Annotated in this window: 13 protein-coding genes; 4 read left to right on the top strand and 9 right to left on the bottom strand. The window is 61.6% G+C overall.

The genetic code is table 11. The features are described 5' to 3' along the window. Positions 1-4 precede the first annotated feature (4 nt). The 9 genes from AC4EEO_RS03775 to AC4EEO_RS03735 form a co-directional block, all read right to left on the bottom strand. Complete coding sequence (locus tag AC4EEO_RS03775) at positions 5-691, bottom strand: ABC transporter ATP-binding protein (RefSeq protein ID WP_491330418.1); 687 nt, start codon at positions 689-691, stop codon at positions 5-7. Between the two features lie 84 nt (positions 692-775). Next, positions 776-1,168 (bottom strand): Hpt domain-containing protein, encoded by a 393-nt coding sequence (locus AC4EEO_RS03770; RefSeq protein WP_491339925.1) that lies wholly within the window; start codon positions 1,166-1,168, stop codon positions 776-778. Then, the gene (locus tag AC4EEO_RS03765; RefSeq protein ID WP_491339924.1) at positions 1,165-3,186 is read right to left on the bottom strand and encodes a glycosyltransferase; all 2,022 of its coding nucleotides are present in this window, start codon (positions 3,184-3,186) and stop codon (positions 1,165-1,167) included. The genes AC4EEO_RS03770 and AC4EEO_RS03765 overlap by 4 nt, the downstream gene beginning before the upstream one ends. Then, the gene (locus AC4EEO_RS03760) at positions 3,186-4,892 is read right to left on the bottom strand and encodes an ArnT family glycosyltransferase (RefSeq protein ID WP_491339923.1); all 1,707 of its coding nucleotides are present in this window, start codon (positions 4,890-4,892) and stop codon (positions 3,186-3,188) included. Before AC4EEO_RS03760 ends, AC4EEO_RS03765 begins: the two co-directional genes overlap by 1 nt. Next, positions 4,882-6,885: a hypothetical protein gene (locus AC4EEO_RS03755; protein WP_491339922.1), complete on the bottom strand. Its 2,004-nt coding sequence runs from the start codon at positions 6,883-6,885 to the stop codon at positions 4,882-4,884. Before AC4EEO_RS03755 ends, AC4EEO_RS03760 begins: the two co-directional genes overlap by 11 nt. Before the next feature lie 119 nt (positions 6,886-7,004). Continuing rightward, positions 7,005-7,148: a hypothetical protein gene (locus tag AC4EEO_RS03750; protein ID WP_285319353.1), complete on the bottom strand. Its 144-nt coding sequence runs from the start codon at positions 7,146-7,148 to the stop codon at positions 7,005-7,007. Between the two features lie 50 nt (positions 7,149-7,198). Beyond that, the gene (locus tag AC4EEO_RS03745; RefSeq protein WP_491339921.1) at positions 7,199-7,354 is read right to left on the bottom strand and encodes a hypothetical protein; all 156 of its coding nucleotides are present in this window, start codon (positions 7,352-7,354) and stop codon (positions 7,199-7,201) included. Between the two features lie 230 nt (positions 7,355-7,584). After that, complete coding sequence (locus AC4EEO_RS03740) at positions 7,585-8,586, bottom strand: polysaccharide pyruvyl transferase family protein (RefSeq protein WP_491339920.1); 1,002 nt, start codon at positions 8,584-8,586, stop codon at positions 7,585-7,587. 281 nt (positions 8,587-8,867) lie between these two features. Beyond that, entirely contained in the window at positions 8,868-9,695 is an 828-nt protein-coding gene (locus AC4EEO_RS03735; RefSeq protein WP_491339919.1) for an MBL fold metallo-hydrolase, read from the bottom strand. A 705-nt stretch (positions 9,696-10,400) separates the two neighbouring features. Here AC4EEO_RS03735 and AC4EEO_RS03730 point away from each other — a divergent pair. The 4 genes from AC4EEO_RS03730 (at position 10,401) to AC4EEO_RS03715 (ending at position 14,969) form a co-directional block, all read left to right on the top strand. Next, on the top strand, positions 10,401-11,921 hold the full coding sequence (locus tag AC4EEO_RS03730; RefSeq protein ID WP_491339918.1) for a tyrosine-protein kinase domain-containing protein: 1,521 nt from the start codon (positions 10,401-10,403) through the stop codon (positions 11,919-11,921). A 195-nt stretch (positions 11,922-12,116) separates the two neighbouring features. Next, positions 12,117-13,079: a glycosyltransferase gene (locus tag AC4EEO_RS03725; protein WP_491339917.1), complete on the top strand. Its 963-nt coding sequence runs from the start codon at positions 12,117-12,119 to the stop codon at positions 13,077-13,079. Between the two features lie 33 nt (positions 13,080-13,112). Then, entirely contained in the window at positions 13,113-13,676 is a 564-nt protein-coding gene (locus tag AC4EEO_RS03720) for an acyltransferase (protein ID WP_491339916.1), read from the top strand. A gap of 33 nt (positions 13,677-13,709) precedes the next feature. Beyond that, positions 13,710-14,969, top strand: coding sequence for a hypothetical protein (locus AC4EEO_RS03715; RefSeq protein ID WP_491339915.1), 1,260 nt, complete (start codon positions 13,710-13,712; stop codon positions 14,967-14,969). The last annotated feature ends 1,211 nt before the right edge of the window (positions 14,970-16,180 follow it).

Raw genomic sequence — 16,180 nt, 5'->3', positions numbered from 1 at the left:
AACGTCAACTCCCGGCAATGGTCGACGCCCCCTGCTCCGGTGTGACGGTGTGTACGGCGTCGTCTATGACCAGGCACGTCGATGCGGCAGTGTTCAGCAGGACGGGATCGTGAGTGACCAGCACCACCGTTCCCCCGCCCCTGGCATAGTCGCGTAGCCGCTGCCCGAGATCATCGCGCATCAGCGGGTCAAGGCGCTGTTCGGGCTCATCGAGGATGAGCAGGTTCGAGGGACGCATCAGGCCGGCTGCCAGCAGCAGCCTGCGCCGTTGCCCGGACGACAATGCACCCGGTACGACGTGTGACCGGGCAGCCAGGCCAAAGAACGCTAGTTCAGCGTCAACGCTCTCGTCAGGGTTTTTCATTGAATGCCCGCGTGCCACGAGCAGCAAGTGCTCACGGACAGTCAGGGAAGGAAAGAACAGGTCATCATCGAAGACTGCAGATACGCCCCGGCGAAACTGGACCGTGTCAGGATCCACGGGTAGCCCTTGGACTCTGACGTCACCGGCCAGTGGAACCTGCCGTCCAGCGAGTGTCCGGGCGACGGTGGATTTGCCGGCACCGTTGAGGCCAACAATTCCCAGCACATCACCGGCTCGCAAGGCCATCGACACCGCACCGCATACAGGTGCCCCCGCGTATCCCACCAATAGCTCTTCAGCCTCAAGGACTGTCCCCACATCAGTCATCCTGCCAGCCTATCGGCGGGAAAACTCCAGCGGGGACCTGCAAGATTCCCCAGGCATGCCCACCTGCCGCCCCAATACCCCGGGTCAGGGGTGCAGCAGGCCGTTGACGACGGCGGTCCCGGCTTTCCGGACGGCGGCGACGGCGGGTGCCAGCACCTCGAGCAGGGGTTCCGCGGCTGCCCAGTCGCCCCGGCACATCAGCGCCTCCATGGTTTCGGCGAGCGCCGCCAGTTGCAGGGCGCCCACCATGGTGGAGGTGACTTTGAGGCTGAGCGCCCGGTCCATGGCGGTGTCCCAGTCGCCACCGCGGACGGCGTGGCACACCGACGCCAGCCGGTCCGGCAGCATCTCCAGGTAGGTGCCCAGGAACGCGTGCGCGCCGGCGGGGCTGTCCAGCTCCTCCCCCAGGTCCCTGACGTGCCGGGGGTCCAGCACCGGAAGGGTCAGCGGGTCCAGCACGGAAAGGTGCGCGCTCACGCGGACCACCGCCCGTCGTCGTGGTATTCCTCGTCCAGGCCGTGCGGGGTCTTCTCCCACTTGTGCGGGCTGGAGAGCATCTGCCAGGCCGCCCGCCACGCGGCCACGGCGTGCAGCACCCAGTACGCCGGGTTGAGCAGCGCGAAGATGGCGATCCGCCAGCCGTGCCGCCGCCAGGTGGCGATGCCGGACACCAGGATCATCATGGCGTTGCCGAACAGCATGGACACCACCCCGCCCAGCAGCAGCCATTCGGGCAGCACCAGGCCCACGAAGTTGTAGCCCACATAGGTGACCACCGTGAAGCCGAGCACCAGCGGGTAGGCCAGGAACGCCAGCGGGGTGCCCAGGATCAGGCCCAGGAAGCCGACGGCGCCGGCCACCCCGGTGCGCTTGACGTAGCGGACGGTGTTGCGGGTGTTCACGGCCGCGGTGACCATGTAGCCCTTGATCCAGCGGGTGCGCTGCTTGATCCAGGCCGGCACCTGCGAGCAGGCCTCCTCCCAGGTGGTGGAGTTGATGACGCCCACCCGGTAGCCTTCGACGGCGGCGCGGAGCCCCAGGTCCGCGTCCTCGGTGACGTTCCACGGGTCCCAGGCGCCCACGAGCCGCAGCAGCCGGGTGTCGAAGTGGTTGGAGGTGCCGCCCAGCGGCAGCGGGATGCCGGAGCGGTCCAGGCCCGGGAGCATGGAGTCGAACCAGTGCGTGTATTCGATGGCGAAGAGCCGGGTGAGCACGTTCTGGTCCGCGTTGAAGTAGTTCAGGGCGGCCTGCACGCAGATCAGCGGCCGCCGGCCCGGGGCCAGGTAGCGGCGTTCGAAGGCGTCCTGCCGGAACGCGTCAATGGCCGCGCGGAGCTGTCCCGGGTCCGGCCGGTCCTCGGCGTCGTAAATCACCACGTACTCGCCGCGCGCGAAGGTGAGGCCGTAGTTGCAGGCCCGGGGCTTGGTCTGCGGCTCGCCGCGGGGCACCACCAGGATCCGCACGTATTCGGGCGGCCGGGAGCGCTTGGCGGCCTCGATGGTCTCGGTATCGTCCTCTTCCAGCAGCACCAGCACGTCCAGCTTGGAGCGCGGATAGTCCAGCTGCCCCAGGTTGGCCAGCAGCTTGTTGATGATGTTGGCCTCGCGGAACACCGGGATCAGGATGGTGTAGATGGGCAGTTCGCCGTCGGGGATCCGCCCGGCCAGCCCGGACGCGTCGCCTAAAGCCCCGGTGCCCACGCCGCGCCGTTCCAGTTCCCGGGCTTGTGCCTTGGCGGCGGCCCTGTCGTGCAGCGCGTCGAACGGCTGGCGGAGGCTGGCCAGGGTCTTGAAGCCGATGCTCACCAGGAACACCACGTTCACGGCGGTGAGCAGCACGATCACGGTCAGCTGCGCGTCGAGGAGCAGGCCGCCCAGCAGGCAGCTGAGCAGGACGGCGGGCAGGAGCCGCTGCCACAGGTTCAGGGCGGTGCGGGCGGAGCCGTCCGGTTGTTCCTCGGCCAGGCGTTCGGCGGATTCGTAGAGCAGGTGGTTGCGGAAGGCGCGCTGGATGGAGTGGTTGATGTCCCAGTCGGTGGTGGTGCGGAACACCACCTGTTCGGCCCCGGGGATGCGGAGGGCGGCGCGGCGGATCTCGTCGCTGGGTTTGACGGCGGTGGCCACGGTGAGGACGCCGTCTTCCAGGTGCCAGGGCAGCCAGCCGGGCTCGGACACTTCGGTGAAGCTCAACTGCTCCAGCAGGGCGTCGTCCGAGGGGTGCTGCACCAGGTCCACCAAGGGCGCGTCCCATTGCTCGGCCAGCACCTGGTAGACGTGCCGCCGGTTCAGCCCGGTTTCCAGGATGATGTGCCGGCCCAGCAGGCCGCCTTCGGTGTTGGCTCGGTCCAGGGCGCGGCCCAGCTGCTCCGGGGTGATCAGCCCTGCCATGAGCAGGGACTGGCCTAGCGCCACGGACTGCACGCCCACGCCGTCGTCATAGGAACCGGCGGGCCCACCGGCGCGGGCGGTGGAGAGGACCGGGGCGTGCTCTGCCATCAGTTGACGGTCCTTTCGTAGATCCGGTGCGTGGGGCTGGAGAACACCACGGCGTAGCGGGCGTTGAACGTGGGGCTGGCGCTGATGGCCTGGTGCACCAGGTCCGTGAACCCGGAGTCCATGGGCGCGTCCTCGCCTTCGACGTTTACCAGCACCCATTTGGCGTACTTGGCCGGGTCCTGCAGGGCCGGGCCAAAGTGGTCGCCGGCGGCCCGGTTGTAGATGTTGGCGAGCGGGATGCCCATCATGGGGAGCACGGCGTTCCCGCGGGCGCTTTCGTCCAGGAGGATCCCGCCGCCGTCGTAATGCTGTTTCAGCCAGCGGGCCGCGGCGAAGGAGTAGGTGTTGGAATCGTGGGACATGCGGCCCTCGGCCAGGATGGCCATCCTGTCGGCGGGGTCCTGCAGCCACCACGCGTTTTGCCCGGCCAGGGCGAGCAGGAGGAACGCCACAACCCAGGAACGGGTCCGACGGCGGCGGGTCACCTGGTGCACGAATGCCGCCACGAGCACCGCGGCCAGGGGCAGCGCGGTGAGCGCGAAGCGGTTGTTCCACCAGGTGCTGGGGAGCGAATGGTCGTTGTTGATGGCGGTCTGGCCCAGGTAGAGGCTGACCAGGGCGAAGGCGTAGGCGCTGCCCGTGACGGCCACCAGCAGGGTGCTGGTGGCCAGCCCGCGCCGGCACACCACCACCAGGGCGCCGCAGGCCGCGGCGGCGAGCACCACCACGCCCAGGGTTTCGAGCAGGGACCAGTGGAACGTCCAGAGGGTCAGGCCCAGGTTGCCCTTGGTGGGGAGCAGGCCGCCGTCGGTGATGTTCTTCTGCTGGGCGTAGGCGGAGTACTGGCCGAACATGAATTCCAGCGGGTTGCCGTAAATGGCCCAGTTGTAGGAAAGCCACCAGAGGACGGCGGCGGCGGGGACCATGGCGTAGGCGGCGGCCATCTTGGTGGCCTCGCGCCACTGGCGGGAGCGGCGGAGCTCGGTGACCAGGACGAACAGGGTGCCGGTGAGGACAAGCGCCCAGCCTTCGTAGCGGGAGAGCACGGCGGCGCCGGACGGGATGCCGGCGAACACGGCCAGCTCGCCGGCGCTCATGCGGCGGCGGCTGGTGGCCCAGTGCGCCAGGCCAGCCATGCCGGCCACCAGGCACATGAGCAGCACGGGCTCGGTGAGGGCGGTGGTGTAGGTGTAGAGGATGGCGGGGTTGGCCAGGAGCACCAGCACGGCGGCCAGCCGGCCGGTGCGCCCGTAGCCCAGGCGGGCGCAGATCCGGTACAGCCCGGAGGCGGTGGCGGCCAGGGCGATGATGCCCAGCACGCAGGCGCCCCAGCCGCTGCTGAACATCCAGAGGTCGATGATGAACGGCATGAGCAGCAGGTGCGGCATGGGCAGCCACACGGTGCCGAGCTGTTCGAACCCGGGGGCTTTGCTGTCGAACACGCGCCGGGCGATAGTGAGGTGGCTTTGCGCGTCCGAATAATCCAGGTTGCTGCCCTGCCCGGTGGTGTAGAGGCAGGCGAGGAAGCCGACGGCGGCCGCCACCACGGCGATGGCGGCCGTCCCGGGCACGCGGCGCCCGGCAGCCGGGGCCCCCAGGGCGGTCCAGGTGCGGCGCAGCCGTGGGGTCCGCTCCCCCGCCGGCGCGGCCGGTCCGGCCGGCGCGTCCGTCAGGGGTGCGGGGGCCGCCTGCAGGTCACTGGCCATGGGCGGTGTCCGCGGCGGCCTGTTCCAGGGCGTCGGCGTGGGCCCGGGCTGCGCGGCGGTGCTTGCGGCGGAGCAGGACCCGGGTGCCGGCGGCCAGGATGAGTGCGGCGGCTGCGGCGGCGAGCCATAGGGCCAGCGGCCGGAAGCCGTCGGTGACTTCGGCCTGGGGGGTGATGGCGTTGGTTTCCAGCAGCACGGGGTTGCCGGTGGTCTGGGTGACCAGGAGGTTGCGGGACAGGGAGCTCCAGCCGCCGGGCTGCTGCTGGATGTAGCTGGCCAGGCTGGCCTGCAGGGTTCCGGGGGTGGCTGCTGCCGAGGATTTGCCGCCGGTGGTGTCCGGGGTCCAGCCGCCCAGGAGCAGGAGGTTGCGGCCGTTGTGTTCGTAGGCTTCCAGGGCGCCGTAGGGGGCGGTGGTGCCCACGCCGTATTCGATGTCCTTGCTGGACACCGTGCGGAAGCCGGCGAGCCGGAGCGGGGCGCCTGCCTGTTCGGCGGTGGCGGGGGTGGCGCCCACCAGGAGGCCGGAGTCGCTGGAGTCCAGCAGGGCGGCGGGGGTGGTGAGGCGGACGTCCAGGAGGGCGTCGTTGTCGCGTTGGAGGGAGAACGCCAGCGTGGCGGCGTTGGTGGTGTTTTCCTGGGCGGTAGCACCGGCGTCGAACGCGATGGGGAGGGTGGTGCCCAGGACCTGGGGGAAGCGGGCGAAGCCGGGCTTGATGGAGTGGCCGCGCTGGGCGGTGAGTTTGCTGCCGGTGGTGTCCACGGTCAGTTCCATGGGGAGCAGGCCTGCGGGGCCGGAGCAGTCGCCGCCCGCGGGCAGGGCGGTGAGGCGCAGGCGGAGTCCGTTGCGGGACTGGATGTGGCCGGCGGGGACGTCCGCGGTGATGTCGAAGGTGTCGCCGTTGAGGATTTGGGAGCTGAGGAGGTAGTCGTTCCAGTAGACGGAGAGTGCGGCCTGCCCGTTGGTGGGGATGGCGGTGTGGGTGCCGCGGAGCTGGAGGCTGATGGCGGAGACGGGGCCGCCGAACTGGGACTGGTTGACACCCAGGTAGGTTTCCTGGGTTCCATAGCCGGACAGCCGGATGGCCTGGGCGCCCAGGTCCGTGAAGGTTTGTTCGGGTCCGGCGGCGGCGGGGACGGTGGCGGTCATGCCGGTGACGGTGGCGCCGTCCGCCAAGGCGGATTTGGTGTCTGCCAGGGCGCGGGCGGCGGTGCGGAGGCCCTCGCCGGTGCCGGTGATGGTGAGGGCGGGGCGGCCGGTCTGGGTGCCGAGCGTGGTGCTGGGGTCGCCGTCCGTGCTGCGGATGGTGATGATGCGGGAGCCGGCCGGGAGGGCGGCGGCCTGGACGTCCATGTCCTGCGGCGGCACGAGCTTGAGTGCGGCGTCCGGGTAGCGGTGCGCCATGGCGGCGGACGCGGCGAGGATGGCGGCCGAGACGTCCGTGGCGGGCTCGGCCGGAACGGGGATGAGGATGGCCGGCACGGAGGGGGCCAGGAATTCGGCCACGGTGGTGGGCGCGGTTTCGGTGCCCTGGGTGGTGAGGCTGAGGCCGCTGAGCGTGGCGGTGGACTGGGTGGCGGTGCAGACGTCCCGGACAGCGGGGGTGTATTCGAGGGCCAGGACCAGCTGGTGGTCGGTGAGGTCCGCTGCGCTGACGGGGGCGTCCAGGGCGATGGTTCCCTTGGCGGGTGCTTCGAGAAGGGTGCGGCCCTGGGCGCTGACACGGATGGTGCCGGCGGTGGGCTGGCCGGTGACGGCGATGCTGCCGGTGATGCGGGCGGGCTGCAGGCCGGGGGCCACCGGGACGGCGAGCTGTTGGCCGGACTGTCCGGGCATGGCGGAGACGGAGCCCAGGCTGGCCTTGGCGGTGGCCGGGTTGGTGTGGGTGGCGGCGACGCGTTCCGCGGGAGCTGCGGCGGTGGCGGGCTGGAATGGGACGGCGGCAAGCAGGGCGCAGGTGAGAACAACGCTCCCTGCCCGGAGACGTGAGAGCATGCCTCCACCTTGGCGGGGCGAACTCAATTTACCCTGCGGTCTACCCTCAAGGTTGACTCAAGAATGGGTGTTGGTGCAGGTCAGGGGTACTTTCTTGGCTCTGCGTGCTGGTGGCGCGCTTACCGCTCCACAGCCATCAGGACCACTCCGATGGTGGCCACGGCCAACGCAGCCAGTGCCACATAGGAGATGAACCGCAGCCTGCGCTGCCGTGCATCCCGCTTCGAATAGCGAACGTCGTAACTTCCCCCGTGCCGGCTCATGCGCTGACCATAGGGAGCAAACCTCAAGATTGGCTGTGGACGGCGGTTTGTTACGAGGCGTCGTGGCTGCTGCGCCAGTTCTCCTGGAGCCGCTTGATGAACCACCGGGACTGTTCGGACCACGAGGCAGATTCGTTATAGATGTGGCGGCGTTGTTGGTGGGCACGAAGGACTGCTTGGGCACCCGAAAGGAGATGACCTGCCACAGGTTCTGGTCATTCATCCTAAGGCGGAGTTCATTTTCAACCCCTGAACACCGCTAAAGGCACCGAGTCATGAAGGTCCACGAGAAAGCTGATGTCAAAGGACGGTGAGCCCACAGAAGCCAGAGTGTCAGAGACCGCGCAGCGCCAAGTGTTGGCTAAACCTGCGGTTTACCCGCCAGAGCGCAAAAGGCCTCAAAACCCCAAAGGATTTCAGGTCTTTCACTCGCCCACTATGCGTGTGTCGCAGGACGCAAATCGAGAGCCAGAGCCAATGCCGCCTTCGCGTCGTCAGCGAAGTACACGTTCGGTAGTTGCCCTACATAGTCCCTAAACAGAGCAGAAACCTTTTTGTTCGCATTGTCGTAGGCGAAAACCGGAATGCCGAGCAGGGCGGCGAGGACCATGGCGTGCAAGCGGTCCGTGACTACTACCTCCCCTTCCGACAGAATGCGGCCAGCAGACCTGACGTTTGCTTCCGCCATTACGTTAAAGCTTGCTTCGATCAGCGGATACAGTACCGGCGTGAGCTTCGGAAGCACCCGGACGATATCCTCAGCGAGCCGCAAGGATCGCCAAGTGGGCACGCGAAGCGGGCCGCGGAAACCCCAGTCCACGACCTTGTGGCTCGGACCGTGGAGCGTCGGCGTGTCTTGGTCCACGGACTCATTGTCGGTGCGCTTTAGGACCACCAGGGAGTACTTCGGTTTGCCCCGTTCCCTGTGCCCATATCCCAGCGCCATGTCCGGGCAAAACTCTACCGTGTTGTTGGGGAACAACTTCTGCGCCGTCGCAAATCCTGCCGTGTCGCGGATAAGGACAGTCAGGTTAGGGTGCGCCCCGTAGACGGCTTGCGCGCGAGCCAGCCCCCTCGGGGTGTTAAATTCCATCGTTTGAGGCAACTGCAAAATCTTGCGGTCTGGGAACTGCTCAATTACGGATTCTTTGAACGCTTGGCTTTCGACCCAGCGATCACCGAAGTTTCCGCCGCCATTGATCAGGATCGGCCCGCTCGGCAGACGTTTCCGCAGTACGTCCGCAGAGAAGTGGTTGAGACTGGCAATGTAGGTAACCTCGACGCCCAGCTTCTTCAGATACTCTTTGGCGCCAAGCCATATCAGCGCATCGCCAGCGTTCTGGTGCCGTGGGTAATCTAGGAGCGCAACCTTGTCTCCTCGCTTCAGATGCTTCGAAAGAACAGACAAAGTTTGCGATTGGATATCCCCAAGGTTCATGACCAAAGAATACCAGCGACCCTGCATTGAGCTGGCCCGCGATCCAGGTACCTGAGTTCGGTTATCCTACGTACTCTTTCTGTAGGGCTTATCGCAACAAGTTCTGACGTGGCGAGAAAGCAATCGGTCGTTCGAGCAGAAGTAGAGCCAGCCTAGGCCAACAAGGATTCGCTAGGAGTGGCCCATAAGGGAGCGTTGGACGAGTACAGGCCAGACGGGGCCAAGCCCTGCGGCTTTCCCAACTTGGGTATCCGGCCATCTATAGAAACTTGACGCCCAGGTCACGCCCCGTCATTGCTACCGCGCCAATTTTCTTGGAGGCGCTTAATGAACCAACGGGACTGTTCCGGGCCATAAGGCAACACCGGAATCGCCTTAGTGGCATCGTTTGGGGTGTCGCGGATGGATTGACGAGCTTGGCGTACGGCCGTGCTCATGGTGGCGGCCATTGTCTTGACGAATTGGTCGCTACACGGCTTTCCATGTCCGGGGACAAGAAATTCATAGCGATGGCGCAGGGCTGAAATGTGCCTCAGAACATCTGCCCACTCTTCCGGGTAAGAGTCCTCGAAGGAAGGGTGGCTCCCCTGTTCTACAAGGTCACCAACATAAAGAGTGGTGGAAGTACCAACCAACAGGTCTCCATCGGTGTGGCCACGCCCAAGGTAGAAGAGAGTTGCTGTAAGTCCGCCAAGATCGACAAGTACAGGCTGGTCCTTGACCAAGGCGTTCGGAACCACGAGTTCAACGTTGTCGCCTTCCACAGCGAACATCTCTGGTTCCAGCGCCGCCACCTGCCGGCGTTGCAGGTCGCCTCGCTTATCAATGCCTCTTGCGCAATTTTGATGTGCCCAGAACTCGGTCACCCCGCTTTGGGCGAACACGGCGTTGCCGAAGAAGTGGTCGAAGTGCGCGTGGGTGTTCACTGCTACAAGGGGCAGCTCTGTTTTTTCGCGCACAGCTCTCAGGATCTGGCGTCCCTGACGGGGCCCACACCCGGTGTCTATGACCATGGCACGCTCGGAACCAACAATAAGCCCGGTGTTTAGCCAACATTCTTCAGTAGCCAAGACATAGTTGTCCGCACCAACTTCGAGCCATTCCGACATAGCGTCTCCGAATCTCCGGTAAATATCGTCCCGCGTAAATCGTATACAAGCCCAGACGGCTGAGGCGGCTCTTTGCAGAAACCCGTGCAAACGGGACGACAGTCACATTGTTACGCCAGCCACGTGGCATGTTCCATGGCGATGCATCCGGCGGTCGCGTATTACTTGGATGGACGCGCTTGATCAGGCAGCGCGTTCCAATGGAACCAGCGGACTCCAGAGTTAGTCGCTGCGGTAAGACGCAAGCCTCCGGCCAAACTTCTCAATATCGAAGTGGAGGGCGCAGTCAGGGCAAAGACGACCCTTGTAAGTGCGGTTCCGAACAAAAGGACCCTCACACCCACTACAGCTTCGTGCTCTCCCTAGTCTAAGGCTGCGCTGATTGAGAACGTCTTGGAGACGAAGAAGATATCGCTGCCAAGAGTACTTTTGCCGACGACCATGACGGGACATGCGGGCAGCTTATAAAGCTCAGGAGTGAAGGCCTAGGGTAGTCGATACCTGCTTTTCGAGCAGATAACTACTCGCCCGGTATCCGAGACCCAATGTCAGGGACCAGTCATCGCGTCGCACTGGAGCCTCGGCATCGTCCGCTAGGCAAGCACGATATTGAGAACAGGTAGAATCTTGAAGACGGCAAATTTGGCCGGTTTGGTGGGGGACCATTTGGCTACCTCCAGCTATCTACACACGGGGAGCCTAGACTTGGATCTGCACGAGTATCTACGCCTATTGCGCCGCAACTGGCTACTCATCACGTCCCTAGCGTTGGCTGGCCTCCTGGTGGGGGGTGCTGCATCAATTCTGGTAAAGCCCACCTACACTGCCGAGACGGAGCTTTTCGTAGCCCTACAAGGGTCGGGCAGCATAACGGAACTGCAGCAAGGCAACACCTTCAGTCAGGCGCGCGTGAAGTCATATGTTCAAACTGTTACGACCCCTGCCGTATTGCAGCCGGTCATAGACCAGCTGGGCCTGCAGGAGTCGTCACCTACGTTAGCCAAACGCGTGAGAGCCTCTGCAGACCTAAACACTGTCCTGATCAGAATTGAAGTTTCAGATCAGTCTCCCGCACAAGCGGCAGCCATCGCTCAGGGAATTGCGAATAGCTTAGTAAAGACAGTCGAGAGCCTGGAAAGGCCGAAAGCAGGCGGGGTCTCCCCCGTAAGTCTGTCAATCATCACGCCCGCGGTTGCACCCTCCTCACCCTCATCGCCAAATACGCGACTAAACCTCATAATCAGCCTCCTCGCTGGAATAGCAGCAGGCATCGGCGCTGCCATAGTTAGGACGCTCTTGGACAACCGCGTACGTGGTGAGTCCGACCTCCTTCGCGTTACCCCAGCACCGGTTCTTGGAGGCATTGCGTTCGATCAGGATGCCTCCAAATTTCCTCTGCTAACGCAGGTGGCGGCCCAAAGCCCGAGAGCAGAATCGTTCAGGCAACTTCGTACGAACCTGCAATTTGCAAACGTCTCGGGCGCTTCAGGCTCCGTTCTTGTCACCTCATCCTTGCCAGGCGAAGGCAAGAGCACCACCGCGACAAACTTGGCAATAGCACTAGCTCAGGCAGGTCAGTCCGTCTGCTTGATCGACGCGGACCTGCGACGGCCGATGGTGAATGAATACCTTGGCCTAGACAGAAGCCTCGGCCTAACCACCGCTCTTCTTGGAAAAACCGATGTGAACGACTTGTTGCATCCGTGGGGCGAAGACTCGCTCTACGTTCTAACGGCAGGGCAAATCCCGCCAAATCCTAGCGAAATGCTTGGTTCCCAAGCAATGCAAGACCTACTGTCGCGTTTGGAGGAGGCATTCGATGTCGTCATTATCGACGCCCCTCCCCTGCTCCCGGTTACTGACGCTGCCGTGTTGTCGCAATTTGTTGGCGGCGTTGTCGTGGTAGTAGGTGTGCAAATACTCAAACTGCCGGAGCTCGAGCGTTCCGTAAACGCACTGCAACTGGTCGGAGCCAACCTACTAGGAGTCGTTCTCAACCGCCTTCCTGCAAAGGGGCCGGATGCCTACGCGTACAGCTACACGTCATACAGCACGCCCAACTCCTCAGCAGATCGTGGAAACGTTGCACGCGCCACTGTCGAGGCTAACTTAGACCGACTCCACCGGTCAGACCCTGATATTATGCAGGGCCACAGCATTCATGAGACGGATCCGGATGCCCGCAGTGCCGCCAATTTCCCTGTTCGAACAAGTAGACGGCAATAAAATGTGGACCCGAGTAAAGTGCTTTTCCGAAGGCAGAGTAGACCTAAAATGCTGAAGACCTCTTCGTGGACCATTACCCATGATTTCTCACATTCCTGGGGGGGAGCCGAAAAGTGTACAGAGGTCCTGGCCTCAGAGGTGTTGAGTGGATCATCCCCCTGGGTAATCAGCGGCAACTCCGAGGTCACGTATCGGATGTTTCCAGAGGCCGACAAGAATCACATCAAGATGCTGTTTCCGATGGATCGTTTTTCAGGATCTATCGTTCGCACTCTTGCACCCGCTCTCTACCCGATACTAAGACTAATTCCGCCCACTTCAGGTAACCTACTTGCGTCTTCATATGCGCTCGCTCATCTTCGTCGCGCGAAGGGCTTTAAAGCTATTTATTGCCACTCACCTTTTAGGCAAATATATAGCGGCGTTGAAGACTACTTTCCGAAAAATGCACTCGTGCAAAGATTGCTTAAAGTAGTTCTTCAACCCTTCAGGTACATTGATAAAAAAGCCGCAAATGAGGCGGAGTTAATTATTGCCACAAATCAGATAGTAGCCGAGCGAATCAGAAAGTATTGGGGGCGGGAACCGGATGCGATTGTACCTCCGCCCATTGATACGCGCCTATTTCACCCAGTAGAAGATCCCAAGCGTGATTACTTTGTATGGGTAGGTAGAATAGTGGAGCCTTACAAGCGGGTTGGGCTTCTCATGGAGACTTTTCGTGAGAACCCTGATTTGAGGCTGATGGTAGTTGGAGACGGTCGAGACCGTAATTTCCTTGAACAATCCGCTCCGAAGAATGTGACATTTGTAGGCAAGCAACATGGCCCAGCGTTGAATAGCATAATTGCTAATGCCGAGGCCTTGATTTTTCCAAGTGCCGATGATTTCGGAATGGTACCGCTTGAAGCAATGGCTGCTGGTACCCCCGTCGTAGGTTACGCGGGGGGCGGCGCACGGGAGACCGTTCAAGATGGCCGCACAGGCGTACTTTTTGATGAGCACACAACGACAAGCGTTACGAACGCCCTCGGTCGACTAAGAGGGATTCAATGGGACTACCGGGCGGTCCGCGCCCATGCGGAGAGCTTCTCCCAAGAGGCGTTCGTGTCCAAACTTCGCAAATTACTTTTAGAAGCGTCCTCCCCAAAGCGCTGACAAGAAGATGAAGATTAATTCTAGGATTGCGATATGCCGAAATTCGTGCCCATGAAAGCTTTGCGGAGATTGGTTTCCTCTGTGGAGGTGAACTCCATATGGCTTGCAAGCTTTGTACCATCGAGCAGGTTGCGTACACTGGTACTCCGTTTGTGGGGTGCCCAAGTAGGCAAAGGCGTGGCGATACACCATGGCCTGCAGGTGCGAAGCGCTAGGCGCCTAAAAATTGGTAATGACTGTTATATCGCCGAGGACGTCATCCTGGATGCTCGGGGAAATCTAACCATTGGGGACCACGTGAGTGTCAACTCTGGCGTGCAGATTTGGACCGCGCAGCATGACTGGCGATCATCCGATTTTGCGTACACTGCCTCTCCTGTGGATGTAGGAGACCATTCGTGGGTGAGCGCTCGTGTGATCATCATCCCCGGTACTTCCGTGGGTGCAGGTGCAGTGCTGGCCGCCGGCTCCGTGGTGACCAAAAGCATTCCTGCGTGGTCCCTTGCAGGTGGCAACCCCGCGAGGATACTAGCTTCCAGACCGAAAGTGGATCAGTACACTCTGAGGGCAAGTTCCAGCAAACTCCTTTGGTGGTAGTAGACCTTGTTGAGTAAGCGAGATACTGCCCCAGTGAAGGACTCTACCGACCACAAATTGTTGAGGCTCTCAACAGCTTTTGAGAAGCCAGAAGCAAGCCCCTTACTTACAAAGTCCATCTGCTTCCTGCTAGCAGCATCCATAATTTTCCAACAGATTACAATACCTGGCTTTGGAGTCCCTCTGTCACTCGGCCTTCTGTGGCTGATCATATTATTTCTATGGATAAGGGGCCATATCGCTCTGGGTTTCAAACGTTTGGGCTTCGCTGCTGGGGCGTCGTTCATAGTGGCCATATCTCTGGGTCCATGGTTTATTTCGACAACAACGTCTCCGTCTCTCTTCTCCTTAATCTACGTAACGGCGTGCTGGCTTCCGTTCTTGTTCGTGATACCTCCTAGCAAATCCCTTACCCGTGCCGTGACGGGCACATTCATATGGGTCGTTGGGGCTTTCGCTGTCGTCGCAATCCTGCAGTTCTCGGTGCAGATAATTGGTGGCCCATTTATAGATCTGATGTCTATAATGCCGCAGCAAATAATAATTCCCAACTACGTCCATCGGGCCAGCCTTGAGATTCCAGGATTTGTAGGCCTCATTCGTTCCAACGGAATGGTTTTCCTAGAACCAAGCATTGCTTCTCAATTCTTTGCGCTGGGCGCAATTACAAGCTTTCGTTCAAAACCTTTATTCGCGCCTGCATTTGTAGTGGCAGTGCTCGTTACGGGTTCCGGCACTGGACTTTTAGCTTTAGGAGTGGGACTCCTTGGCATAGCAATCACCGGAAGACGTGTGGAGCGAATCTTTTGCCTCTTGACTCTAGGGCTCGGCACATTCGTCATGGCTGTAAGCGGCCTCGGTGACACTATGTTCTCTAGGAGTGCTGAGTTTCAGTCTGACGGAACGTCCGCTTCTTTTAGATTCGTTGACCCTTGGGAGCATCTGGCCAAATTTGGTTTTGACAGTCCTGAAGCTATTTTTTTTGGAATTGGACCGGGCGGCGTGAGTGTGACTTCGCTTGCGTATGGCGCCGGTGTTAATTATACATTTACCCCGAAAATGATTATTGAATATGGGCTTATACTTGGGGTCGCCGCAACCGTGGCCGTCGCTCTGTTTATATACAAAAGCGCCAACCTTAGCTTGGCTTCACGGCTGACGTTGCTCGCTATGACTTTTGCTCTATCGGGGGCTTTAGGCCAGCCAGCTTCAGCGATCCTTCTTTGGTGCCTATGCCAACCTATAACTGAAAGTAGCAACCGGATCAAGCCGTTGGTTACGGTTAGCGCCTGACCTGGGTCGCTTGAGGCAATGGCCGTTTTTACCTGGTCTTGCGCCAGTGCAGGATGATGTCTGGTATGGCTTGGTTTCCCAGCGAGACAGCAGCCGGAATCGATCAACTGTAGACCTAATAGCCGGAGACCGCCTGAAGGCCAAGACTGCGCTATGCCGATCGCCCGCCGTCGACGGCTTGGTGTCTACTGGTTGTTGCAACACCTAGACCTGTAAAAAGTGCAATTGGCAGTGATTAGAAGACCAAGTAGGCCCTGAGACGCCCCTCTAAAGTACGCTTCATGGGCCTCCTATGATTAGCTGCTGAAACAGGGTGTATTCAATTCTGAGACCTGCAGGGTTGTGGATCAGCCAGATCTCGTGAACTCGAAGACGGCACGCCCGGTTGGATCCTTTCAGCTCCGGCGGCATAAAAAGTGTTTCCCCATCTCTTGCTAAAGGCCCGCCGCTATCTCCGCCCGGTTCCTTTCGAATCAGAACGGATCACGATCGCAGATGTCGGTGACGGTCAGAAGGTAAGCCATTTTGACGGTTGAAAACGGAGTCACCTGTTCCAAACTAGGGGTGGGTGATCACGGTGGAAGATTGGGCGCGTATTCGGCGGTTGCGTCTGGCCGAGGGTGAGTCGACGAGGTCGATATGCGCGGTTGGGATCTCCACGAACACGGCCGCGAATGGAGTCGGAGCTTGACGGTCCGCCAACTTACGTTCGAGCGCCGAAGGACTCCGGGATCAAGGCTGTGGAACCGGCGATTCGTGCGCTGCTGGTGGAGAGTCCGCGGATGCCGGCGACGGTGCTGGCTGAAGGGGCTGGCAGGTCTGGTTCTGCGGACTAGTCCCGGGAGAACTTGGCCAGGCCCTAGTATGCCCCGGCTGATCCTCCTGACCGGATCTACGAGCCCGGGGATCAGGCGCAGTGCGATCTGTGGTTTCCGGAGGTGCGGATACCCGTCGGTCCCGGCAAAGCCAGGGTGTTGCCGGTGCTTTTAATGGTGTTCTCGCATTCACGGTTCATCATGGCCAGCAGATCTCCGGTCCCGGATGACCGGAGATCTGCTGGCCGGGATGTGTGAACTGCTCGGATCCTTGGGTGCGGTTCCGCGGCGGCTGATCTGGGACAACGGAACGGGCATCGGCCGGCGGAACAGCTACGCCGCCGGAGTCGCGGCCTTCGCCGGTATCTTAACCACCCGAATCCTGCAGGTCAAACC

Source organism: Pseudarthrobacter sp. MOO13 (assembly GCF_058267655.1).
The sequence above is the reverse complement of the archived record's forward strand: the minus strand, read 5'-3'. Positions and strand labels throughout refer to the sequence as shown.